At 46.7% G+C, this 21,204-nt stretch carries 23 protein-coding genes and 1 riboswitch; of the genes, 18 read left to right on the top strand and 5 right to left on the bottom strand.

Features of this window, described 5'->3' with window-relative positions; translation table 11 throughout:
* Positions 1–10: 10 nt before the first annotated feature.
* Positions 11–2,581 carry a UvrD-helicase domain-containing protein gene (locus tag ASD24_RS11425; RefSeq protein WP_056695601.1) on the bottom strand — a complete coding sequence of 857 codons (2,571 nt, stop codon included), beginning with the start codon at positions 2,579–2,581 and terminating at the stop codon, positions 11–13.
* Positions 2,582–3,039: 458 nt separating this feature from the next.
* On the opposite strand from ASD24_RS11425, the gene ASD24_RS11420 reads away from it, so the two are divergent.
* The 3 genes from ASD24_RS11420 (at position 3,040) to ASD24_RS30995 (ending at position 4,915) form a co-directional block, all read left to right on the top strand.
* Positions 3,040–3,825, top strand: coding sequence for a hypothetical protein (locus ASD24_RS11420; RefSeq protein ID WP_056695599.1), 786 nt, complete (start codon positions 3,040–3,042; stop codon positions 3,823–3,825).
* Positions 3,826–3,896: 71 nt separating this feature from the next.
* The gene (locus ASD24_RS11415) at positions 3,897–4,703 is read left to right on the top strand and encodes a TrmB family transcriptional regulator (RefSeq protein ID WP_056695597.1); all 807 of its coding nucleotides are present in this window, start codon (positions 3,897–3,899) and stop codon (positions 4,701–4,703) included.
* A gap of 41 nt (positions 4,704–4,744) precedes the next feature.
* Complete coding sequence (locus tag ASD24_RS30995; protein ID WP_156395431.1) at positions 4,745–4,915, top strand: hypothetical protein; 171 nt, start codon at positions 4,745–4,747, stop codon at positions 4,913–4,915.
* 33 nt (positions 4,916–4,948) lie between these two features.
* On the opposite strand, the gene ASD24_RS11410 is transcribed toward ASD24_RS30995, so the two are convergent.
* The gene (locus ASD24_RS11410; protein WP_056695595.1) at positions 4,949–5,674 is read right to left on the bottom strand and encodes an NUDIX hydrolase; all 726 of its coding nucleotides are present in this window, start codon (positions 5,672–5,674) and stop codon (positions 4,949–4,951) included.
* Positions 5,675–5,750: 76 nt separating this feature from the next.
* Between ASD24_RS11410 and ASD24_RS11405 the strand changes: the two genes are divergently transcribed.
* Positions 5,751–6,053 carry a hypothetical protein gene (locus ASD24_RS11405; protein WP_056695593.1) on the top strand — a complete coding sequence of 101 codons (303 nt, stop codon included), beginning with the start codon at positions 5,751–5,753 and terminating at the stop codon, positions 6,051–6,053.
* A gap of 411 nt (positions 6,054–6,464) precedes the next feature.
* Here the strand turns inward: ASD24_RS11405 and mscL are convergent, their stop codons facing one another.
* Complete coding sequence (mscL, locus tag ASD24_RS11400; protein ID WP_056695591.1) at positions 6,465–6,959, bottom strand: large conductance mechanosensitive channel protein MscL; 495 nt, start codon at positions 6,957–6,959, stop codon at positions 6,465–6,467.
* A gap of 262 nt (positions 6,960–7,221) precedes the next feature.
* Positions 7,222–7,321: riboswitch (purine riboswitch) on the top strand.
* Between the two features lie 313 nt (positions 7,322–7,634).
* Between mscL and ASD24_RS11395 the strand changes: the two genes are divergently transcribed.
* Both ASD24_RS11395 and ASD24_RS11390 read left to right on the top strand, forming a co-directional pair.
* Positions 7,635–8,222: a xanthine phosphoribosyltransferase gene (locus ASD24_RS11395; protein WP_056695590.1), complete on the top strand. Its 588-nt coding sequence runs from the start codon at positions 7,635–7,637 to the stop codon at positions 8,220–8,222.
* Between the two features lies 1 nt (position 8,223).
* Positions 8,224–9,576: a nucleobase:cation symporter-2 family protein gene (locus tag ASD24_RS11390; protein WP_056695588.1), complete on the top strand. Its 1,353-nt coding sequence runs from the start codon at positions 8,224–8,226 to the stop codon at positions 9,574–9,576.
* Positions 9,577–9,785: 209 nt separating this feature from the next.
* On the opposite strand, the gene ASD24_RS11385 is transcribed toward ASD24_RS11390, so the two are convergent.
* Entirely contained in the window at positions 9,786–10,124 is a 339-nt protein-coding gene (locus tag ASD24_RS11385; RefSeq protein WP_056695585.1) for a DUF4870 domain-containing protein, read from the bottom strand.
* Positions 10,125–10,373: 249 nt separating this feature from the next.
* Positions 10,374–10,655, bottom strand: a complete 282-nt coding sequence (locus ASD24_RS11380) for a hypothetical protein (RefSeq protein ID WP_056695583.1) — start codon at positions 10,653–10,655, stop codon at positions 10,374–10,376.
* 397 nt (positions 10,656–11,052) lie between these two features.
* Between ASD24_RS11380 and ASD24_RS11375 the strand changes: the two genes are divergently transcribed.
* From ASD24_RS11375 to ASD24_RS11315, 12 genes are all read left to right on the top strand, one after another.
* Positions 11,053–11,241 (top strand): hypothetical protein, encoded by a 189-nt coding sequence (locus tag ASD24_RS11375; protein WP_017690840.1) that lies wholly within the window; start codon positions 11,053–11,055, stop codon positions 11,239–11,241.
* Positions 11,242–11,413: 172 nt separating this feature from the next.
* The gene (map, locus tag ASD24_RS11370) at positions 11,414–12,175 is read left to right on the top strand and encodes a type I methionyl aminopeptidase (protein ID WP_056695633.1); all 762 of its coding nucleotides are present in this window, start codon (positions 11,414–11,416) and stop codon (positions 12,173–12,175) included.
* A gap of 592 nt (positions 12,176–12,767) precedes the next feature.
* Positions 12,768–13,820 carry a cytochrome c oxidase subunit II gene (coxB, locus tag ASD24_RS11360; protein ID WP_056695632.1) on the top strand — a complete coding sequence of 351 codons (1,053 nt, stop codon included), beginning with the start codon at positions 12,768–12,770 and terminating at the stop codon, positions 13,818–13,820.
* A 71-nt stretch (positions 13,821–13,891) separates the two neighbouring features.
* On the top strand, positions 13,892–15,742 hold the full coding sequence (ctaD, locus tag ASD24_RS11355; RefSeq protein ID WP_056695629.1) for a cytochrome c oxidase subunit I: 1,851 nt from the start codon (positions 13,892–13,894) through the stop codon (positions 15,740–15,742).
* Entirely contained in the window at positions 15,739–16,365 is a 627-nt protein-coding gene (locus ASD24_RS11350) for a cytochrome c oxidase subunit 3 (RefSeq protein ID WP_056695581.1), read from the top strand. Before ctaD ends, ASD24_RS11350 begins: the two co-directional genes overlap by 4 nt.
* A gap of 3 nt (positions 16,366–16,368) precedes the next feature.
* On the top strand, positions 16,369–16,689 hold the full coding sequence (locus ASD24_RS11345; protein WP_056695579.1) for a cytochrome C oxidase subunit IV family protein: 321 nt from the start codon (positions 16,369–16,371) through the stop codon (positions 16,687–16,689).
* Between the two features lie 106 nt (positions 16,690–16,795).
* Entirely contained in the window at positions 16,796–17,722 is a 927-nt protein-coding gene (gene ctaG / locus ASD24_RS11340) for a cytochrome c oxidase assembly factor CtaG (protein ID WP_056695577.1), read from the top strand.
* A 57-nt stretch (positions 17,723–17,779) separates the two neighbouring features.
* Positions 17,780–18,244, top strand: coding sequence for a DUF420 domain-containing protein (locus ASD24_RS11335; protein ID WP_056695575.1), 465 nt, complete (start codon positions 17,780–17,782; stop codon positions 18,242–18,244).
* A gap of 111 nt (positions 18,245–18,355) precedes the next feature.
* Positions 18,356–18,727, top strand: coding sequence for a hypothetical protein (locus ASD24_RS11330; protein WP_056695573.1), 372 nt, complete (start codon positions 18,356–18,358; stop codon positions 18,725–18,727).
* 348 nt (positions 18,728–19,075) lie between these two features.
* Positions 19,076–19,789: a hypothetical protein gene (locus ASD24_RS11325; protein WP_056695571.1), complete on the top strand. Its 714-nt coding sequence runs from the start codon at positions 19,076–19,078 to the stop codon at positions 19,787–19,789.
* Between the two features lie 95 nt (positions 19,790–19,884).
* Positions 19,885–20,274 carry a GntR family transcriptional regulator gene (locus ASD24_RS11320; protein ID WP_056695568.1) on the top strand — a complete coding sequence of 130 codons (390 nt, stop codon included), beginning with the start codon at positions 19,885–19,887 and terminating at the stop codon, positions 20,272–20,274.
* A gap of 16 nt (positions 20,275–20,290) precedes the next feature.
* Positions 20,291–21,187: an ATP-binding cassette domain-containing protein gene (locus ASD24_RS11315; protein ID WP_056695628.1), complete on the top strand. Its 897-nt coding sequence runs from the start codon at positions 20,291–20,293 to the stop codon at positions 21,185–21,187.
* Positions 21,188–21,204 lie beyond the last annotated feature (17 nt).

Raw genomic sequence — 21,204 nt, 5'->3', positions numbered from 1 at the left:
CGGCTGTTATCTATCGCCCGTGTCTTCCTGTCATAGGAACCTGGCGAGTACTCGCCTCCATAGATCCTGAACACAAGGGGCATGGCGGTGGGCCTGACTTGGTGTTTTTGGATGCCTTAGCAGAAGGTACGGCTGGTTTCTGACGCAGCCAAGCTTTACATGTCGATGAACTACACTTCCAGATCGCCACAGTCTCCATACGTTCTGATTGACCTGAAGCATGTGATCCTGTACTTGAAGAGGATGAGCTCGGAGCTTGTTTAACACCTGCCGTGCTGAACGCTTTATGGTCACGAACTTCGCCGCTACAAAGCCGTTCGTTACGTGGATGAAGCTCGTCTTCCCGGTGGCGACGCTCATCACGCCCATTAGAGTGAATTGGGCGACGATGAAGCACATCACGATCCTCATTGCGTGAACCGGATCGGTAGCTCTGACCTTGGTTCTTGCCATAAGAACGCGAATTCTCGGTTCGATTGCCCTCACTGCTTTTACGCCTATCCGGAACCTCCATACCGAATGCTTCCAGCAAAAATCGGGATACATCGGCAGGTTTGCCATGGTGGCTGGCTGGAGAAGTAACGTATAAGAACTGTTTCGCACGTGTGATGGCAACATAGGCAAGTCGTCGTTCCTCTTCCAAAGCCATATCCAGCTCGCTATCCGTCTGTTGTACAGACAGAGCGGCTTTCTGATCTTCAGGCAGATCCTGACGCAATGAAGAGCTGTGAGGAACGATTCCTTCACTTGCACCAATCCAGTAAACACATGGAAATTCAAGACCCTTAGCACGATGGATGGTCATTAATTGAACCGCATCACTGTCTTGTGCTCGGCGTAGAGATTCCATCTCCCGATGTCTGCGCGAGAGCTCGTCGGCGAACTGAATGAATTCTTCTACCGTTTCGAATTTTTTGGCAGCCGCTTCGAATTCATCGAGCGTCTCCAGCATCGTTTCCCGATAATGGGTGAAGATGCTAGGATCACCGCTTTCCATATATTTATCATAGAATTGACGGCGCATCTCTTGAATAGCGATGACGGGTTTCAGTTTATGAAGTGACTTAATTAATTTGATACGTTCCTTGACCTGTTCCTGTTGAAATGGCTTCAGCTTGTCCCATTTCGCTAGATGAATTAGCGGATACTTCTTCGCTTGTTGCTGTTCACTGCGTTGAATCCAATCTAGTCCAGCATCCCGGGACACGTAGAGGGGGCCGAGTGCGCTTGGTAGAGCATCCGCAGACCGTGGATCGAGAGACAGACGCATATGATCCATCAAAGGTCTAATTAACGATTGGTCATAGAATACCGGTGACGCGCCGTGTTGGACAAAAGGGATATCCTTCAACACGAGTTGCTCAAATACCGCCCGGCTACTACTAGCTGTGCGGTGCAGAATTGCGATATCCCGATACGTATGCAGACCTTCTTCTATCTGCTCACAGATCTGGTTTACAACCCATGCGGCTTCTTCCTCCGCATTGGACGGTGTGGCGAACCTAGGGGCGTCGCCTCGATGTCCTGCGGCACGCAGACGTTTGTCCCGTCTACGTTTGTTCTTCGCTACCAGTTCGCTGCCAAGCCCAAGGATGCGTGCATCACTGCGATAGTTAATATCTAGCGTCACAATGCGTGCGCCTGGGTATACTTTATCGAATTCTAATATGGATTCCTGCCGTGCACCATTAAACGTATAGATCGTCTGATCATCGTCTCCAACGACCATCAGGTTACGATGAGCCGAGGCGAGCTTCTGCACAATCTCATATTGCAAATGATTCGTATCCTGGAATTCATCCACCATAATGTATTGAAAACGTCGCTGGAGTGGCCCTAGTACAGCAGGGTCACGTAATAATTCAGCGGCACGCAGCAGAATATCGTCAAAATCGATCTTGTTCCGTTCCTTCTTCCAGTTCTCGTAACCGAGAAGCACACGTTTCGCATCACGTTCTTCCTGCGACTTCTCGGGCAGATCGGTGGTCTGTGAACCTTGCATTTTCCAAGCAGATAGCATAGCGAGTAGGCTCTCGGGCTGGAAGGCTTCGCTCATGCCGTACTGTCGTAACAACATTTTGATGACCGTGTGCTGGGCACGAGATTCACCAAAAATCTCCTCCTGAACGCCGTAATGACGCAGTAGCGTCAAGGCGAAAGAGTGAAACGTACGCGTCTGCACCGCTCTTGCAGCAGCAGGACGTATACCCGGCAGGGCAGCAATACGATCTTTCATCTCAGCCGCCGCCTTGTTGGTGAAAGTCACGAGCAGGATGCTGCCTGCGTGAACACCGCTGACCTCCATTAAGTAGCCTGCTCGTGCTGCAAGCACTGTCGTTTTGCCACAGCCTGCTCCAGCCAAGGTTAACAGTGGACCTCTACCATGGCGAACTGCGGAGATTTGTGGGCCGTTCAGACGGATGCCGGCTTCCTCCAGAGAACGGAAGTAAGGCGCATCCAGTTCATCCTTGCTAACAAGCTGCCGACTGGTCTCCAGCGGAGCCGAAGGCGACTGGGGCAGGGATGCCGCAGGGGTAACCCCGAGCGGACGGGGGTAAAACGTTGAGTTCGGACTTAACATCATTCATCCACCTCTGTATACATTCAGGGATCGGCTATCCCGGTTCAAAAGTAATCCATTTGCCCTTTTCACAATCGCATTGTAAATTGGTATGATAGGGTTAATCGCCTTAGTTCGGCGATATGCCGGGACAAAGTTTCATTATACCCGAACATATGGTCCTAACGAAAGCCCCCGAATTCATCCAGCATCGGCATAATACGGGCATTCGCGTAGGATTTCGCAACTTTTTGGCTACTTATCGTATAAGTTATATACCGAGCAGTTTGCATAGATTTATATAAAATGAACTTGTTCATTACACGGGAACGGAGTAGCAAGTGTAATATTCTGTAGATCATTTTATATAGTGAGCAAGCTGTCTATGAGAATGAAATGAACTTAACATGTATGCGTAATGAAGAGATTAGCTTGAATGAAACCATTTAGCGCCTGACGGGAATAGAGGAGGAGATGTCATGAAACTGCTTCAGCGAATTAAGAATGGAGCGAACAAAGCAACAGAACGAGCTCAACATGCCGTGGAGATTGGGAAACTAAACAATCAGATCGTGGGCTTGCAACAGGAACAGGAAGTCCATTTCACAGATATGGGTCGAATTTTCTACGAGGGCTACCGTGCCCAAGATATGACGCATGCGGAGAAAGATATGGTGGATTTGTCACATCTGTGCGACGAATTGCAAGATGAGATCGACAGTTTGCGTAGTAAAATTGCTGAGCTCAAAAATGAACAGTTGTGCGAGTGTGGACACGTCGCTTCATTGGATGCGAACTTTTGTCCTAAATGTGGACGTAAGCTTGGTGATTTTAAACCAGCTGCTGCCGCGGCAGCTCCTTCCGCCAGACAAGAGGCTGCTGTTGCACAGCAAGTAGGAGAACCGGTATATCAAGCACCTGTCGAAGAAGAGCTGGAAGAAGATGAGCCTTACCATACCGTTATTCCATCCATTGCTGATCTGGAGACGGATACTGAATACAACAGTACGGAATTTACCCAGGAAGAGAAGGAAGCGTTCGATGCAGAGTGGGAACGTCGCCGGGAAGAAGAGATGCTGCGTGAGCGTGAACGCCAACAGGAGCTGGACGAGCGCATTCGATACTGGAAAGAGAATAACCCAATTGTAGACACCGTGGAAGTACAGACCGAAGTGCCGCGTGAAATGGTGAACTGTCAGATCTGTGCATCAGAGCTGCCCAAAGGCTCCAAATGGTGCCCACGCTGCGGAGCAGAACAGATCTGATGCAGTAGAGGCGCTGCCACATTATGAGTGAGTAGCAGTGCAGGTTGCTGACAGCATGGGGGGACGGGAATATGGACCAACTGCTGCATCATTTGCGTCATCTGGGATTTACGGAGATGGAATCGAAAATTATGGTGGAACTCGCCCGTCAAGGCTCAGCCTCAGGCTATGAGGTAGCGAAGCGACTGGGCGTGTCCCGTTCCAATGTATACGCGACCCTGCAACGATTAGAGCAGCGTGGATTCCTGCGGTGTGGTGCAGGCGAGCCAGCCAAGTATAGTGTACTGAAGCCTGAGGAAATGACTCGGATGATCTCTGGTCAGATGCGAGATTCCCTTAACTATGTACAGAGCAGCATGCCGCAGCATGAACCCGAGAAGCCAGCCTTTTACAATATCGAAGGGGATAAGAAAGTGTTTGAGACCCTGAAGCGGCAATTAGCTGAGGCGAAGCATGAGATTGTAATTGATGTCTGGCGCGAAGAGATTGAGTCGCTCCATGAGGATCTACAGCAAGCCGAAGATCGGGGTGTACGTCTGTTGTGGTCCTGTGAGGAAGGGGAAGGAATGCTGGAGCAGCCGCTGCCTTGGCCTGGAATGCCGGCCTATGCCGATGGTGAAGGGCGGAAGTTCTCCCTTGTGGTGGATCGATGCTGGTGTATGCTGGGGATGCGTGGTCAAGGGAGTGTTACGCAAGCCGTTGTCACAGAGCATCCTGTGATGACAGGACTGCTTTTGAATCATTTTGCACAAGATCTGGTATTGTTCGAGTTGGAGCAGGATATGGGAGAAGCGCTGGAGGCTCGTTACGGGCGTCGTTATGAGCGTCTCTCAGCACGTTACTGGTCTAAGCCTACGGACGGCAATGGATCGACGTGATCTGTGTCTGAGCAGTTAAGCTTTCACTAATCATAACTTTTTTGAATACCAGAACCATGAAGCAGGCGTTGCCACAAGGCAGACGCCTGTTTGCTTATCTGATCGTGAAGAGATCGAGATCGTTAACATTGGGTCATTGGATCATGATGTCATTAAATCCTTATGAAATTACAAATCTAGGGTATGAAGCTATGCCGTTCTTGGGAGAATGAAAGTAGGAAAGATGATGCTGATCTCATAACGTATTAGGTATTCGTATGGCTAGAGGGTACGTCATACAGTGCCTCAAGAACACTAATATAATATTCCTCCCCATGAGGCACAAACTCATGAGCATGCACCGTAACAGTCTCGCGCACAGAGGATATGGCTGAATGCTCATCGTCGCTTGCGCTCAGCTCGATATGTTCTTCTGTGCTTTGATTCGTGGATGAAGCCAGCCAATCTATTTCCATACGGATTCCATTAGCCTCGATAACTTCACGTTCACCGCGAAATAGTGCGAGCAGATCATCCAGAGCAACCTCGTATAAGCCGTGCACTTCACTTGGCTGTAGGATGTAATCTTCAAGGGATTGATTCAGGCAGAGTCCATATACGGAGCTGAATTCCCGATCGATGAATGGCACCCCGCGAACTTCCCCTTGAAGCTCCTGCTTCGCAGTGAGTAGATAAGTCAGAGTTTCGAAGGCAGCCTGAACGCCCAGTTCTTCCTCTAATTCTCGGCTCGCTTCATGTAGCTGTTCACCAGCAGTAAGGTGACCCGCGGCTGTAATGTCGTAGTAGAGGGGGAATGTATCCTTAATATCACGTCTTCGTTGAAAAAGAACCATCCGCTGACCGCCTTCTTCACGCACGATCCAACAATGGAATGAACGGTGCCAATATCCTTTGGCATGAACCTCTGTTCGAGGTGCTGTACCTAACCAATTTTGCTGATTATCATAAAAATCGAAACGTTCTGGGGTCATGAAACGTATCTCCTTATATAGCAAGTTTTAAAGTTCAAAATTTCACAAAGTTTTTATGAGAAAGGGGAACCACCACATGGAATGCATTGTACACTTTCAAGTCATTTATCCGCAACCTCAAGAACGTAAAAGCCTTAGAGGACTCATCTTTGTAGGGCAGGGACAGGAGCCGGCTAACAGTCAGTTAACCACGATGTTCAAAGACATGGGATTCAATGTACGTCTGGAAGATGAAGCACAGCTATTGTTCAAACCTGTGGATGCTTCGGCCAACTTTGAGTATATTCGAGTAACTGAGCTCGATACCGGGGAAGAAGTCTATAAGGAAGATAAGGATCTAAAATCGATTCTGGAACACCTGCTACCTCGCCGCTTCTAAGTTCAAAGTCATGCCTTAAATCCCATTTAACACGGTTCAGTCACGATCAGCTCATTGTCTGTTTGTGAGGGAATGATGGAATGATCCCTTAATATTAAAAGGCCCCACCGAATTGGTGAGACCTTTCTAAGAAGTAACCAGGAGCCGTTCTGCTCCGCCCCATCTGTCATATTACTTGAGAAATTAACGTGGATGGGGAATCGACACGGACAGACAAGCTGAAGTTTTTTTTCATTACATAACCGTTGCATCGTAGAATTTATCCGAATATAGTGCAGTCAAGCAGAGATCGCACGCCCATGGGCAGCCCGCCTGAATGTCGGTCTGATAGAGATCGGAACATTCCTTGAAGTTGTGAATAGGCTCGTCATGATGAAGTAAGTTCGTTATGACGAGCCTACTTGCGTTTCCTTAAGCAGGATTTCCGCTGCCTTCAGCTTCTAGCTCGGATGTACAGTGGGAGCAACGAGTAGCTGCTGCTGGAATCTCAGATAGGCAGTATTTGCAAGCCTTGGTCGTTTTCTTCGGCTCAGGCTTTTTGTGTTCTTTACTTTTGAGGTAATTAATACCTTTGACCAGCATGAAGATACAGAATGCCACAATGAGAAAATCAATCATAACGTTGATGAATTGACCATATGCAATCACGGTAGCACCAGCTTCGTTCGCTTGAGCGAGCGTTGTGATGTCTTGTCCATTTGCTGTTTTCACACCTGGATCAAGATTGATGATTTTCTGGCTGAAATCAATGCCGCCCATCAGTTTGCCAACCGGTGGCATGATGATATCATTCACGAGAGAAGTTACAATTTTACCAAAAGCAGCCCCGATAATAACCCCGACCGCCAGATCAATGACGTTGCCACGTACAGCAAATTCCTTGAATTCATTAAGAACGCCTTTCATAGTTGCATGTCTCCTTTGACAGATAATGTCGTTGCAAAGGTTGTTTTGAACCCGCGCTTCCGTTTTCATATTGTACATAAAAATGACGTTTCAATCACCCCTGTAATGCAAATTAAAACAACTTTCCGTAACTTCCATGAAAATACTTCTTTATTTCACGCGAGCAATTCGGTATACTTCTAACATTGTCAGTGAAGTTTAACTTATTTATTTACAGATTCACGATCATACATCGTTAAGAATCATGGGAATTATCGGTTCAACAATTTAATACGCCGTTACTCGTATATGTGCAGGAATAGGCCTGCATGTCTCTACCCGATCACCGTAATGATCGGACTACGGGAAAGATCTGTTATATCGCTAATTGTTATGGATGATGGAAATCCAAAATGGGCTAAGCACAGTGCTCATCGTGAGCATCTGTGTGAATCATGAACGTGTTTCTTTTGCTCAAGCTCAACATGGGTTCGAAGAAAGAAACTAGAGCCGTGTGAATCCATCTGCCATCTCATTACGAAATTTCAGTTCCAATGGCTTGTCATATATGTACAAGTCTGTCTTTCCTGTCTCCGGTTTAGCCGCAGCGGTGAAAGGTGGGCTTTTTGTTTTTGGCAGCCGAAGGGAAGAGCATGCAGGGTCGCCTGTGCGAGAGGCACACAAGGAGAGAACAACATGCAATTGCTAAAAGATAAGGTAAGACAGGAAGGCATTGTGCTGTCTGAACAAGTACTGAAAGTGGACTCATTTTTGAACCATCAGATGGACCCGGTTCTCATGAAGGAAGTGGGCAAGGAATTCATCCGCCGCTTTGAAGGTGAGAATATTACACGTGTGCTTACGATCGAATCCTCGGGTATAGCTCCAGGCATCATGACTGCATTGGAGCTTAATGTACCGCTGATTTTTGCACGGAAGCAGAAGTCACTTACTCTTACTGAAGATATTCTGGTCGAGAAGGTGTACTCATTTACGAAGCAGGAGACCAACGAGATTACTGTTGCCAAAAAGTTCATGCAGCCAGGTGACCGGGTACTCATTATTGATGATTTCTTGGCGAATGGTGAGGCGGCATTTGGACTAGCACGCATCGTTGAACAGGTTGGAGCCGAGGTAGTCGGCATTGGGATCGTAATTGAGAAAGCCTTCCAACCAGGAGGACGCTTGCTTCAAGAAGCAGGCTACCGCGTGGAATCACTGGTTCGCATCGGAGCACTGTCAGATGGACAGGTTACATTTGCGGACGAGGAGGGCACGAACTAATATGGCACGCGAACGTATTTTTCAGCGGCATCGGCATCCTGTCCAAACATTCTCCTTAGGTCTTCAGCATGTGTTAGCAATGTACGCAGGAGCTGTAATTGTACCTCTGATCGTAAGTGAAGCCTTAGGCTTTACGATGGAGCAACTGACGTATCTGATTGCAATTGATCTGCTTGCCTGTGGGGTAGCGACATTGCTTCAAGTGTGGGGTAACCGTTATTTCGGAGTGGGACTTCCCGTTATGCTGGGTTGTGCTTTCCAAGCGGTATCTCCGATGATTATTATCGGTCAGAGCAGCGGCGTATCAGCTATTTATGGTGCGATCATTGCTTCCGGACTATTTGTTCTTATTTTCTCAGGTCTATTCGGTAAATTGATTCGCCTATTCCCACCAGTGGTTACAGGCTCAGTCGTGACGATTATTGGTTTGACACTGATCCCTGTGGCGTTCAACGATCTTGGGGGTAGTACGAATTTTGGTAGTGCTCAGAATTTGATGCTCGGTTTCGGTGTACTGCTGTTCATCATCCTGTTGACGCGGTTTACAACTGGATTTATCCGCTCCATCTCGGTCCTGATTGGTCTTCTCGCAGGGACAATTGCAGCAGCCTTTATGGGTGAAGTGAAACTTGCCCCTTTACGTGAAGCAAGCTGGTTCCATATGATACAGCCGTTCTACTTTGGTACACCAACGTTTGAGATTGTACCGATTCTGACGATGATTCTGGTCGCTATTGTGAGTGTTGCTGAATCAACGGGAGTATTTATGGCTTTGGGTAAAATTCTGGATAAAGATCTGACTTCCAAAGATCTGGCACGGGGTTACCGCGCAGAAGGTCTGGCAATTGTACTGGGTGGTATCTTCAACTCCTTCCCATACACGACCTACTCGCAGAATGTGGGGCTTGTACAGATGACACGGGTGAAAACGCGTGATGTCATTGTTGTAGCGGGTAGCTTGCTTGTCGTGATTGGATTCGTACCTAAGATTGCTGCGCTGGCACAGCTTGTACCAGGTTCTGTATTAGGTGGAGCGATGGTTGCTCTGTTCGGCATGGTGGTATCGTCAGGTATTCGCATTTTGGGAAGCCAAGTGGATCTGAACCGTCATGAGAATTTGTTCATTATCGCGTGTTCTGTAGGCATGGGTCTAGGGGTAACCGTTGTTCCTGAGCTGTTTGCCAATACACCGGCCTGGGCACAAATCATGTTAGGTAACGGCATCATTGCAGGTAGTTTTACAGCGATATTTATGAATCTGTTGTTCAACGGCATTGGAACGAAGGCTGAGGCAGCTAGAATGGCGGAGAAACAAGCAGACGATATCATTGGAGAGTCTAAACATTCTGCATAATTAGATGTTAAGAATACCAGTAAGAAGTTAGTTTCCGCCATGCATCCTATGTTAACTCTTGTCATGAAATACTTATGTCATGAATGAATGGTTTCATGGCATGAGTCATTTACGTGATGAATGATCTATAGCATGAACAACAACACAAACATCCGATTCTCTGCCTTGCAGGGAAACGGATGTTTTTTTTGGTTATGAGCCGTCAGGAATCATAAATGCCGCATCTGTTTTTCCGCAAAGTCACCAATCCAAGGCAGCTTCAGCCATTTTCCCTGTAAGCTAGTGACAACCATCAGGAGCCATACAACCACACCAAGCAGGGATAATAGGGAGGAGACCAATGGGCCAAATAACGGGAGAAATGTGCATAACACATGACCGACCATAATGAGGCCAAATACCGTTACCGATTGGAGCGCATGGAACATAACGAATCGACTCCGCTTTTCCACAGCGAGAAATATGATCCCACCAACAATGGTGAATAGATAACAGAGCATACCTGCAATATTTTCATCCAGACCGCTCGATGATTTAATGGGGGACATCCGGTCAAGCCTCCTTTGTCCTTTTTATATAGGCTATGAGGAGAAGGGACAGAACTGAACCGGAATGATGAAGGATTGAATGAATGGATAGATCTATGTATGTTGTGTTGCTATATCTAGTGTATAGAAAGCTATTTACATTTAACATGGTGTTGGTGTAGCTATGGAGGAACAGACCCATTTGTCATATCGGCTGTGTCTGCCCCCAGAGCTACTATTTAAGATTTATCATTCTGGTTACCCTAAAGATTAATTATCGCCTTGCTCAAGCTGTCTACGCGGATTCGTGACTTTACCGATTTTGTCAGTATCATTCTCTTTGGGTACCAAACGTTCGTCCGTACGACCATCATGATGGTTCTCAAAGGCAAACTCCGTCAATTTCCACTCTGTCTTGCCAAGAATGGGATCGGCGGGAAAATGCTGACCTCGATGCAGATGCTCCTCGCGTCCTGCTTCGTTGATGTAAACTCCGTCCACTTCCACGACTTCATGCGAAAGGGGCAACATGTCTTGTTCTTTTCGTTCCATGAAACGGCGCCTCCTTAGAATCCAGAAATTTAACTATAATGGTTGTCCGTGATAATATCCCCCGAATAGTTACGCGTTATGCTGGTTACATTAATTCCGTATACAATAGGCATATGCATCAAATATGATTCGGAATTAAACTTTTTCGGTATAAAAACCGTTATAAATATTAAGGAAAATCGTCAAGTCGTAACATACTTCCGAATATGCTACAATAAGATTATGATTCAACTTGAATCATATCGGGTATTTATAGTGTCAGGTACTTGCTTTTAGCGAGGTTCCCGACCTAAAGCTTGCTTTAAGCCGCGCACACAACTTCATGAATGGCATTTAAGACTTATTCGGCGTTCTCTAAACGGAGCATTCACTTTCAACGTTTTGGGAGGGAATTACAATGGCAACGAAAGGTCACAATGAGGTCAAAGAAAGTTTGAGGGAAATGACTCGGATTTTCCGTCCTAAGGATCCAAAAAAATTCGTGAAGGAGTACGTGAGAAAATACCGGATTACGGGTGGGTATGAAGAAGAACTGACTTCTGTGGTCGAGCATGAGCTTGTCAAGATGGATTCTTCCGTATCCTGAAGCACTTAACTTAGAATTTTACTGTTCCGATATGAATAGAACCGTCTTCCGGGCGTTAAGCTCCGGTGGACGGTTTTTTTTGCTTCAGCCTGAAGAGTTTACCATTACTTTTCGGGCTTTGTTGCGTGAAGCTTGCATATATATGGAAGTACACAACTTCCAGGAAGGATGTATGCATGTGGATCCTATTTTGAAAACAAAAGAAGAGATTAGCTACATGCAGGAAGCAGGGCGAATCCTGCACAACTGTCACAAGCTCATTGAACAGCGGCTAGCTCCCGGTGTAACTACACGGGACATGGATGAATTAGTGGAAGAATTTCTGGCGAAGAACGGCGCGACGCCTGAACAAAAAGGATACAAGGGATACCCTTATGCGACCTGTGCATCTATCAATGAGGTAGTCTGTCACGGTTTTCCTAGTGAACGGGAATTGGCTGAAGGCGATGTCGTGACTATTGATATGGTTGTCAATAAAGATGGCTGGCTTGCTGACTCTGCCTGGACATATGGGATCGGGGAACAGCGGCGGACGATCCGTAAATTGATGAAACGTACAGAGAAGGCACTGCACCGTGCTATTGACCAAGCAGTACCTGGGAATACGCTAGGAGATATCGGCAATGCCATTGAACGCTCAGCAAGGTTATATCGATATGGCATTGTGAAGCCGCTCATTGGTCATGGGATTGGTCAATACATTCATGAACCGCCCAATGTACTACCTTATGGCAAACGTGGCACAGGACAGATGTTGACCGAAGGTATGGTCATTACGATTGAACCGATCTTCACCAAAGGCAGCTCAGGAGTCGTGGTATGGGACGAAGATGGATGGACTGTGCGAACGGTGGACGGGAGCTGGGGAGTTCAATACGAGCACACGATTGCGATCACGAGCAATGGCCCACGGATCTTAACAGATGGAACATAATGTAGAGAATGTGATCTATGCAAGATCATTTATAGGATAGTTGGAAGAAACGTTAAATTCAGAAAGGGAGGAGTACTACTCCATGCCGCTTCGAATGGCTAATAGAACGGTATGGAGTGAAATTTCCTTCCTGTATAACTGGAAGTTAGCCTACCCGGGAGTGATTCATTTCCTTTTGCATAATTTCGCATGTTTTGTGTGTGATAAAAGTCTGGTGAAAAATACGCTCAATCACCGAAATCTGGCAAAAATTTTCAAATTTATATTAATGGTTTTTTAACTGAAATCGCTTGCAAATCTAGTTTTGGTGCGGTTTTCTACATAAAGTGAACAAATTGTGAACATGTGTCCAAAGATTGACAAAATCATACCCTCAACTTATATTTAATATGTGATTGAACCATATAGAATGAATTGGAAGAATGCGTAGACATGCCCTTTGAAGGGAATTAAGGGGTCAATGGAAGCGTTATTTCTGGAAACCGTTCTATATGACGGAGAGGATTATACGTATTGTGCCAGAACGGAAGAGCAACATGCTTTTGGGACAAAGACGGTAATCTACGAAAACGTAAAAAAGTGGGGTAGATCAATGATGAAACAGTGGCAGGTTGCAAAGCGAATTCTCCCCTTGCTGGCGGTGTTCTCTTTGCTGCTATCCGCATGCGGGCGGGAAGACTTGTCTGTAATGAAACCTCAGGGTCCTGTGGCGCAAGGTCAATATGATCTGATGAAGCTGTCCATCGCGATTATGATCGTGGTACTCATCATTGTATTTGCCATTGCAGCCTATGTATTGATCCGTTTTCGCAGACGGTCTGGACAGAATGACATACCCGAACAGGTCGAAGGAAGTTTCAAGCTCGAAGTCATATGGACAGCCATTCCGTTACTGCTTGTTATTGTACTAGCTGTACCAACGGTTAAGGAGATCTTTGCTCAAGGCGCAGATCTGTCCAATGATCCAAATGCAGTACAGGTCAAAGTCACCTCGCATCAGTACTGGTGGGAATTTACTTATCCTCAATATGACGTAACCACCGCTCAAGACCTCATTATTCCTACCGACAAGAAGATCGCATTCGAATTGAAAACCGCTGACGTGATTCATTCCTTCTGGGTGCCGTCACTTGCGGGTAAAATGGACACCAACCCAGATGGAACACTGAATAAGTTTAGCTTCTCAGCACCGAATGAAGGCGTTTACCGCGGAAAGTGTGCCGAATTATGCGGTAGGTCTCATGCCTACATGGAGTTTAAAGTAAAAGCGGTCAGCCCAGAGGCTTTTGACAGATGGGTCGCTGAAATGAAAGCACCTGCTGTTCTTCCAGAAGACACGCAATTGGCTGAAAAATTCAAAACAAATTGCCTTTCTTGTCATGCTGTAGGTGATCAAGGTGGCCCAGTTGCGCCAAATCTCACAGGCATTGGTGGCAAGGAATCCGTCGCAGGCATTTTGCTTAATCAACGCGAGGGACAAGAAGAAGGTAAACCTGTCTTGGATAACATGAAAGAATGGCTGCATGATCCACAATCCGTGAAGCCAGGCAATACGATGCCGAGTCCCAAAGACCTCGGACTTACAGATGAAGAGATCGACGGAATTGCCGAATATCTGGCCAATTATAAATTGGACTATGAATAGAACAGCAAGGACGATAAAGGGGGTACACAACCTTGGCTCAAGCTCATAGCGTCAAGCGTTACCGTGGCTTGATGGATTGGATCACTACCGTCGATCACAAAAAAATCGCCGTTCTTTACTTAGCTGCGGGCGGATTGTTTTTCGGCATCGGTGGGATTGAAGCCATTTTGATTCGGATTCAGCTCATGAAGCCGATGAACAATTTTGTCTCAGCACAGGTCTTCAATGAATTGATTACGATGCACGGAACCACGATGATCTTTCTAGGTGTTATGCCGATTATATTTGCCATTATGAATGCGGTTGTACCATTGCAGATTGGAGCACGGGATGTAGCTTTCCCGTTCGTTAACGCGCTGGGCTTCTGGACATTCCTGTTCGGTGGTCTGTTGCTTAATCTGAGCTGGATCATGGGCGGTGCGCCTGATGCCGGATGGACATCGTATACGCCACTATCGGGCAGTGAATACAGTGGAACCCACGGTGTCGATTTCTATACGATCGGACTCCAGATTGCAGGTCTAGGGACACTCATCGGGGGCATTAACTTTCTCGCCACGATTATAACGATGCGTGCGCCTGGCATGTCATACATGCGGATGCCGATGTTTACATGGACCACATTTATTACTTCTGCTATTATCCTATTTGCTTTTCCTGCAATTACAGTTGGATTGGTATTGTTGACCTTTGACCGGATATTAGATGCGAATTTCTTCGATGTTGCAGGCGGGGGAAATCCCGTGTTATGGCAACATATCTTCTGGATCTTTGGTCATCCCGAAGTATATATTCTTATCTTGCCAGCGTTTGGGATTATCTCAGAGGTTATCCCTACGTTTGCACGCAAAAGATTGTTTGGTTACAGCTCCATGGTGTTTGCAACGATCCTGATTGCGTTCTTGGGCTTCATGGTCTGGGCGCATCATATGTTCACTACGGGTCTCGGAACGATTGCGAACGCATTGTTCTCCATCTCCACCATGCTGATTGCTGTACCGACAGGAATCAAGATCTTCAACTGGCTCTTCACCATGTGGGGAGGACGAATTCGTTTTACAGCGGCGAACCTGTTCGCGGTAGGATTTATTCCGACCTTTGTTATGGGAGGCGTAACGGGTGTCATGTTGGCGTCTGCTCCGGCTGACTTCCAATTCCATGATACATACTTTGTTGTAGCGCATTTTCACTATGTCATCGTAGGTGGCTTGGTGCTGGGTATATTCTCAGGTCTTCACTATTGGTGGCCCAAAATGTTTGGACGTATCCTCAGTGAATCGCTAGGAAAATGGACATTCTGGACATTTATGATTGGTTTCCAGCTCACCTTCTTCGTGCAGCATTTCCTTGGACTGATGGGTATGCAGCGCCGGATTGTATCCTACTTGCCAAATCAGGATTTCGACCTGCTTAACCTCGTGAGTACAATAGGGGCATTCTTGATGGGGGTTGGTGTCATCATTTTCCTCGTCAACATCGTTATTACGACGAAGAAACCGGTGGATGCACCGAATGATCCGTGGGAAGATGGCCGTACGTTGGAATGGACGATTCCATCTCCACCGCCAGAGTACAATTTCAAGCAAACGCCGCTCGTACGCGGTATTGATGCATACTGGAAGGAAAAGATGGCTGGGAACACAGAAATGACACCGGCTGAGCCGGTAGGGTCAATTCATATGCCATCTGCAACACCGTTACCGTTTGTCATGTCTGTTGGTATATTCATTGCTGGGCTTGGGCTGATGTTCAGTAAGGATGACTTTGGTAATGCGTTCATGAATGGACTATTTAACAATTACATTGTGCTCATTATAGGACTTGTCATTACATTTGGAGCCATGATGCTCCGTTCACTCTATGATGATCATGGCTGGCATATTGAGCCAGAGGATCAGGACGAGAAGGGGGCGAGAAAATGACAACATCACATGCTGAACCTGTGAACGGTAACTTGCCGCATGAACCGGAGAAGGCAACGCTGGAGGGACGCAATAAGCTCATCGGCTTCTGGTTGTTCCTCGGCGGCGAGACCGTGTTGTTCGGAACCCTTTTCGCTACCTTCCTTGCGCTCAGGAACCAGACGAATGAAGGGCCAACAGCGAATGAGCTGTTCCATCTACCTCTGGTGGCAGCAGCAACCGTTATCCTCCTAGTCAGTAGTTTGACAAGTGTATTTGCCATTCAGGCGATGCATAGAGGTAAGGTGAAGGCACTTACGTTATGGCTCGGCATTACGGTTTTGCTAGGGCTCGGGTTCCTAGGACTCGAAATCTATGAGTTTTATGAATATGTGAAGCACAAAGAGTTTGGTATGACAACGAGTGCATTCAGCTCGGCATTTTATACACTAGTCGGATTCCATGGAGCTCACGTAGCCTTTGGTATTCTCTGGATCGGTCTTATTATTGGGCAATTGTTCAAAAAAGGACTGACGGTCGTAACTGCACCTAAAGTGTACGTCTCTGCAATGTACTGGCACTTTATCGACGTTGTCTGGGTGTTTATCTTCACGGTCGTGTACTTGCTCGGAAAGGTGGGGTAACACATGTCGGTACAGGATAAAGCAGATCAGGAACCAGTGAAACATCGTCACCGGACGGAAGGGCCACAGAAACACGTCGTAGTGTTTATCTTCTCCATCATATTGACTCTGATCGCATTCGCAGCCGTTAAGGCCGGTGGTGTGAACGCAACGTTTACGATCATCTTGCTGGTCGTCATGGCCATCTTACAGGTGTTTGTACAGCTCGGTTACTGGATGCACATGAAGGACAAAGGTCATTTAATGCCTATTCTGTTCATGGCGTTTGGATTTTTCGTAGCATTTACGTGCATTATTATGGCACTCTATTGGGTTTGGTGGTAAGAGGAGATGGCGGCGGCTTATTGTCGCCGTCTTTTCCCCTTTTTGGCGCACCAGTAGGATAGGCGTATAGGTACTAACCAAATTAGTTCACGGGGAGGTTTCCCGTATGCTCGGGTTGCAATATTTTAGTTTTAATGATCTGTGGAGCCCTACGATTCTGGCGTTATTTCTACTTATCGGAGCGGGTTATCTCGTGCTGGTAGGGCCAGTGAGTGAGAAGGTCAGTAGAGCAGAGCCAGCAACTGTGGGACAGCGAGTTTTATTTATTACGGGGCTTATCGTTTTTTATCTAGCTCAAGCGGGGCCTTTCAACTTGTTGGGTCATGTCATGTTTAGCTTTCATATGGTCAGCATGGCTCTATCTTACTTGGTAGCACCACCGCTGCTTATGAAAGGACTGCCTAACTGGGTATGGCGTAAAATCGTAAGCTTTCTGCCAACCAGGCAGTTATCTTTTCTAGCTCATCCGATTGTGGCAGCCCTAATGTTTAATGGGTTGTTCTCCATCTATCATCTGCCGGTAGTGCATGATTATGTGATGCTCAATTTCACGGTTCATCGTCTGTATTACATTGCGCTGTTCATCACTTCAATGCTGATGTGGTGGACGCTCCTTAATCCGTTACCGGAAGGCAGACAGGCATCGGGACTGTCCAAAGTTGGGTTTATTTTTCTCAATATGGTGTTGCTTACGCCAGCCTGTGGTTTGATTATTTTCGCCTCCGAGCCTCTATATGCAACCTATAGCAATCCTGCTATATGGGCTGAGGCCATGCGATATTGTGTATCAGGAGATACATCGGCATTGCTGCGATCCTTCGGAGGGCCTGCGTTCTTCAATTTTCTGTCTTCTGCCAAAGAGGATCAGCAGGTTGGCGGCATCATTATGAAATTCATTCAGGAGGGAATCTTCGTATCCATGCTGGCACTTGTTTTCTTCCAATGGTATCGCAAGGAGAAGCAGGAAGATGACGAGGATGATACCCATAGACCGGAGCCACCGGTAGTACCACTTAACCCTGCTACAAAATAAAATTTGCTATATTGTGCGTGTTCAAACTCGCACGATATGAATAAAGGGGGATACATGATGGATATGTATTTTCTACTGCCTACGATCAGCACGTCTTTCATTGTGATTAGTGCAGTGCTGGTGGGAATCGGCTGGATACTTATTATCCGCGGTAAACGGGAAGCGCATCAGTCCATGATGGTCGCAGGTGCGGTAGCGGCATTAATATTTTTTGTCATTTATATGTCTCGAACGATCTTTGTGGGCAACACGGCTTGGGGCGGCGAACCGGATATGGAGATCTTCTATCGAATCTTTCTGATCTTTCATATTATTCTCGCAACTGTGGCTGCAGTCTTCGGGATCTCAACACTCGTGCTTGGGTTCAAAAAGAAGTTCAAAACACACCGCCGCTGGGGGCGGTTCACATCGATGATCTGGTTCAGCAGTGCCATGACGGGTGTGATCGTGTACGTTCTGCTGTATATCCTTTATCCAGGCGGGCACACCCGACCTGTGTGGGAAATTATTCTTGGGGTCTAAACGTACGGTGTAAACTGCGAATCTATGAAAATGGACGAATCTAGTGGAAGATTCGTCCACGCTTCCTCTTGAACACATTCATAGAATGAGTTTGAGAGGGGGATACAACAAATGAAAAAAACAGTCCATGTCAGTCAAACGTATCCACGTCTCACAGTGTACTCGGATGAGAACTTCATAGGAAGAAGCCGGATTTACCGTGGCAACACGGGTCTGCGCAACTTGGAGAACATCCTTGGAGGAGTTGAGAGTCTACGTTTCTTCTCGACCAGCTCCAATGCAACACTCGTTGTGTTCACAAGACCTAACTTCCAGGGCGGATTCCGTGTTTACCGTGGGAACACCAGCTTGAGAGACTTAGATGACTTGATTCGTGGCAACGATGTGGAGTCCTTGATCTCTACGAATGAACGCTTAACACTAGCTGAGATTCGTGCAATCCGCAGTAACCGTAGTTTGCCTAGCGGCTACAACCTCGTGTAATGGTTAGACCTCTTCTATAATCAGGTGATGGGTTAATTGAACAAGCTGTATCTGTGGTGTGTATATACACACTATGGGTACAGCCTTTTTTTATGGCGCAAAATTCTAGAATATAACCCCATTTAACATCAATTTTTTCAAGTCAGTAATATGCCGTTTTGCCCGTAGTGGCGCTGTTTGTTGAAGTGTAGTTGTGGGGTGAATACCACTCTACTTCCTGATTCAGGAAAAAAAAGTGTTGACGGGAAAAGTGTTAGGTCTGTATACTGTGTATATTGATATATACAGTAAACACAGTGAGCAAACAGCACACATTACATGAATGAAAGTTGAAAGGCAGGCGTGCATATGAACGCATGGAAACAAGCGTTGTGGTTGACCCGCAGTGAGATGAGTAAGGATCGATTCCAGTGGTTATGGAGTGCAATTTTTATGATATACACGGGCAGCATGAGCGGTGTGATGTTGATTCAGCAACATGAGGAGAGCTTCATTAACCCTGTTGTAGATACCTTTTTTCTAATCATGGTGCCCTTTCAGGGATTCCTATTCAGCAGACGTTCATTCCGTTATATACAGGAGGATTCCTATACACAGATGCTGGCCTTTTACCGCAGACTCCCAATCCCTAACGAAACGGTGATGTGGTCAAGACTTCAGCAGTCCATTCTGACGTTTGCTTATAATGGTATCTTCTTCTACGGATCGTTGTATGTGGTCCGATTACATGAGGAAGCCTTCCGATGGGATCAATATCTGGCGTTTGCCATGACATGTACAGGGTATGGACTTTTTATGACAGGCTTGTACATCTACGGAGAATTCCTCTTCAGTGGCAAAAAATACTTACTTCTTAGTGCGCTGCTCTTGCCACTTACCATCGGTTTATCTTTATTGATTCGATTGTCAGGCAGCTACGGATTATGGATTGTCATTGATCACAGTAAAAGATGGAGTCTATTGTCCCCGATCATGTGGATTGCTCTGGTGGTTGGTTTAACCACACTATGGCTATTCAGTCGTGTGACATTGAAGAAGCTGGCTTGTCGGGATTTAAGTTAATCGAACGAGAGAATGATGGAATTGAGAATAGAGAAGGAACCGGAGCTACTAGCTTGTAACACGACGAGGTGTACCGGAGGGCGAGGTGCAAAGATGTGAAGATACCGATTCAAATAAATGAGAACAGCGCTGAACCCCTATATCACCAGATTGAGAACCAGTTAAGATCATTAATCATTACGGGTCAATTAGGGGAGGGAACGCATTTGCCGTCCATTCGTGAATTCGCCGGAGCACTGAATTGTAGCGTGATTACAGTCAGACGGGTCTATCAGGATCTGGAGAATGAAGGTCTGCTCCGTACGAAGCAGGGGACAGGTACATTTGTAGCCCAGGTAGAAGCCAATGATAGAGAAAATTATAGATTGAAGGCTGCGCAGGAGGCGATGCAGGCTGCGGTGCAGTCTGGCAAATCGGTCGGATGTACGGAAGAAGAAATGGAAGATTTGTTCCGAGAAGCCCTAAGAGTTATCTATCCGAAGTAGGGGAGGGAGTACCATGATGGAACCTGTAGCTGTTCAACTGAACGGCGTATCCAAAATGCGAAAACGCAGAGTAATTGGTCCGATTGATCTGACCATCCCGGAAGGGTATGTCATTGCAATCCTCGGTCATAACGGTTCTGGCAAAAGCACACTACTGAACATGCTGCAACAAATTGTACTGCCAGATAGTGGACAGATCATATGGTTTGGAGAGGAACACAATGGTCCGCTGCCGATAGAACTGAGACAACAGATTGGTTTTGTGGCCGATAACAGCGGGCTTGAAGAGAACCAGCTTACAGCGGAGGAAGCAGTCCGGTTTCGTGCTTACTGGTATCCACGCTGGGATATGAAGCTGTTTGACCAGCTTATGAAAGAGATGGACGTGCCGAGAGACGTGAAGCTGATCAAGATGTCCAAGGGAGAACGGCGTAAGTACGAGATTGCAGCTGCACTCGCAGCGCGTCCGAGACTTCTTCTGTTAGATGAACCGTCCTCCGGACTTGACCCTTTTGCCTGGAAAGTGATGGTTGAGCAGTTCCGGAACTTCATGGCAGGGGGAGATACCACAATACTGATTGCCACACATATCGCAGATGAGGTCAAGCGACTTGCGGATTACATCGTACTGATGCACCGTGGTCAATCCTTGGGCATGGCGGAGAAAGACAGTGTGCTCGATCAGTGGAGAGAGGTCTGGTATGAAGGAGACCTACGTCCAGAAAGTATCCCTGGTGTTGTCGAATCTTCTATAGATGAGAATGGCCTAGTTCGGATTATTACAACCCGAGTTAGTGAAGCACAGGAAAGGTTGGAGCTGTCCAGTAATCAGGTGCTGAAAATTCGTAACTTGGAGCTCGATGAAGTACTCGCATTCTGGATTGCCGGATATGCACCCATACAATGGAAATAGCCGAAGGGAGACGATAA

The sequence above is a fragment of the Paenibacillus sp. Root52 genome, from assembly GCF_001426865.1.
Lineage (GTDB): Bacteria > Bacillota > Bacilli > Paenibacillales > Paenibacillaceae > Paenibacillus.
This window is presented reverse-complemented; position numbering and strand designations above follow the sequence as displayed.

What these genes read in the sequence shown, in the direction of transcription:
- ctaD (WP_056695629.1), top strand. Translation starts at nt 13,892, where the DNA reads ATGGATTGGATCACTACCGTCGATCACAAAAAAATCGCCGTTCTTTAC.
- ASD24_RS11390 (WP_056695588.1), top strand. Translation starts at nt 8,224, where the DNA reads ATGGCACGCGAACGTATTTTTCAGCGGCATCGGCATCCTGTCCAAACA.
- ASD24_RS11380 (WP_056695583.1), bottom strand. Translation starts at nt 10,655, where the DNA reads ATGGAACGAAAAGAACAAGACATGTTGCCCCTTTCGCATGAAGTCGTG.
- map (WP_056695633.1), top strand. Translation starts at nt 11,414, where the DNA reads ATGCATGTGGATCCTATTTTGAAAACAAAAGAAGAGATTAGCTACATG.
- ASD24_RS11375 (WP_017690840.1), top strand. Translation starts at nt 11,053, where the DNA reads ATGGCAACGAAAGGTCACAATGAGGTCAAAGAAAGTTTGAGGGAAATG.
- ASD24_RS11415 (WP_056695597.1), top strand. Translation starts at nt 3,897, where the DNA reads ATGGACCAACTGCTGCATCATTTGCGTCATCTGGGATTTACGGAGATG.
- ASD24_RS11330 (WP_056695573.1), top strand. Translation starts at nt 18,356, where the DNA reads ATGAAAAAAACAGTCCATGTCAGTCAAACGTATCCACGTCTCACAGTG.
- ASD24_RS11425 (WP_056695601.1), bottom strand. Translation starts at nt 2,581, where the DNA reads ATGTTAAGTCCGAACTCAACGTTTTACCCCCGTCCGCTCGGGGTTACC.
- ASD24_RS11345 (WP_056695579.1), top strand. Translation starts at nt 16,369, where the DNA reads ATGTCGGTACAGGATAAAGCAGATCAGGAACCAGTGAAACATCGTCAC.
- ctaG (WP_056695577.1), top strand. Translation starts at nt 16,796, where the DNA reads ATGCTCGGGTTGCAATATTTTAGTTTTAATGATCTGTGGAGCCCTACG.
- ASD24_RS11335 (WP_056695575.1), top strand. Translation starts at nt 17,780, where the DNA reads ATGGATATGTATTTTCTACTGCCTACGATCAGCACGTCTTTCATTGTG.
- ASD24_RS11350 (WP_056695581.1), top strand. Translation starts at nt 15,739, where the DNA reads ATGACAACATCACATGCTGAACCTGTGAACGGTAACTTGCCGCATGAA.
- ASD24_RS11410 (WP_056695595.1), bottom strand. Translation starts at nt 5,674, where the DNA reads ATGACCCCAGAACGTTTCGATTTTTATGATAATCAGCAAAATTGGTTA.
- ASD24_RS11385 (WP_056695585.1), bottom strand. Translation starts at nt 10,124, where the DNA reads ATGTCCCCCATTAAATCATCGAGCGGTCTGGATGAAAATATTGCAGGT.
- ASD24_RS11325 (WP_056695571.1), top strand. Translation starts at nt 19,076, where the DNA reads ATGAACGCATGGAAACAAGCGTTGTGGTTGACCCGCAGTGAGATGAGT.
- mscL (WP_056695591.1), bottom strand. Translation starts at nt 6,959, where the DNA reads ATGAAAGGCGTTCTTAATGAATTCAAGGAATTTGCTGTACGTGGCAAC.
- ASD24_RS11405 (WP_056695593.1), top strand. Translation starts at nt 5,751, where the DNA reads ATGGAATGCATTGTACACTTTCAAGTCATTTATCCGCAACCTCAAGAA.
- ASD24_RS11420 (WP_056695599.1), top strand. Translation starts at nt 3,040, where the DNA reads ATGAAACTGCTTCAGCGAATTAAGAATGGAGCGAACAAAGCAACAGAA.
- ASD24_RS11395 (WP_056695590.1), top strand. Translation starts at nt 7,635, where the DNA reads ATGCAATTGCTAAAAGATAAGGTAAGACAGGAAGGCATTGTGCTGTCT.
- coxB (WP_056695632.1), top strand. Translation starts at nt 12,768, where the DNA reads ATGATGAAACAGTGGCAGGTTGCAAAGCGAATTCTCCCCTTGCTGGCG.
- ASD24_RS11315 (WP_056695628.1), top strand. Translation starts at nt 20,291, where the DNA reads ATGGAACCTGTAGCTGTTCAACTGAACGGCGTATCCAAAATGCGAAAA.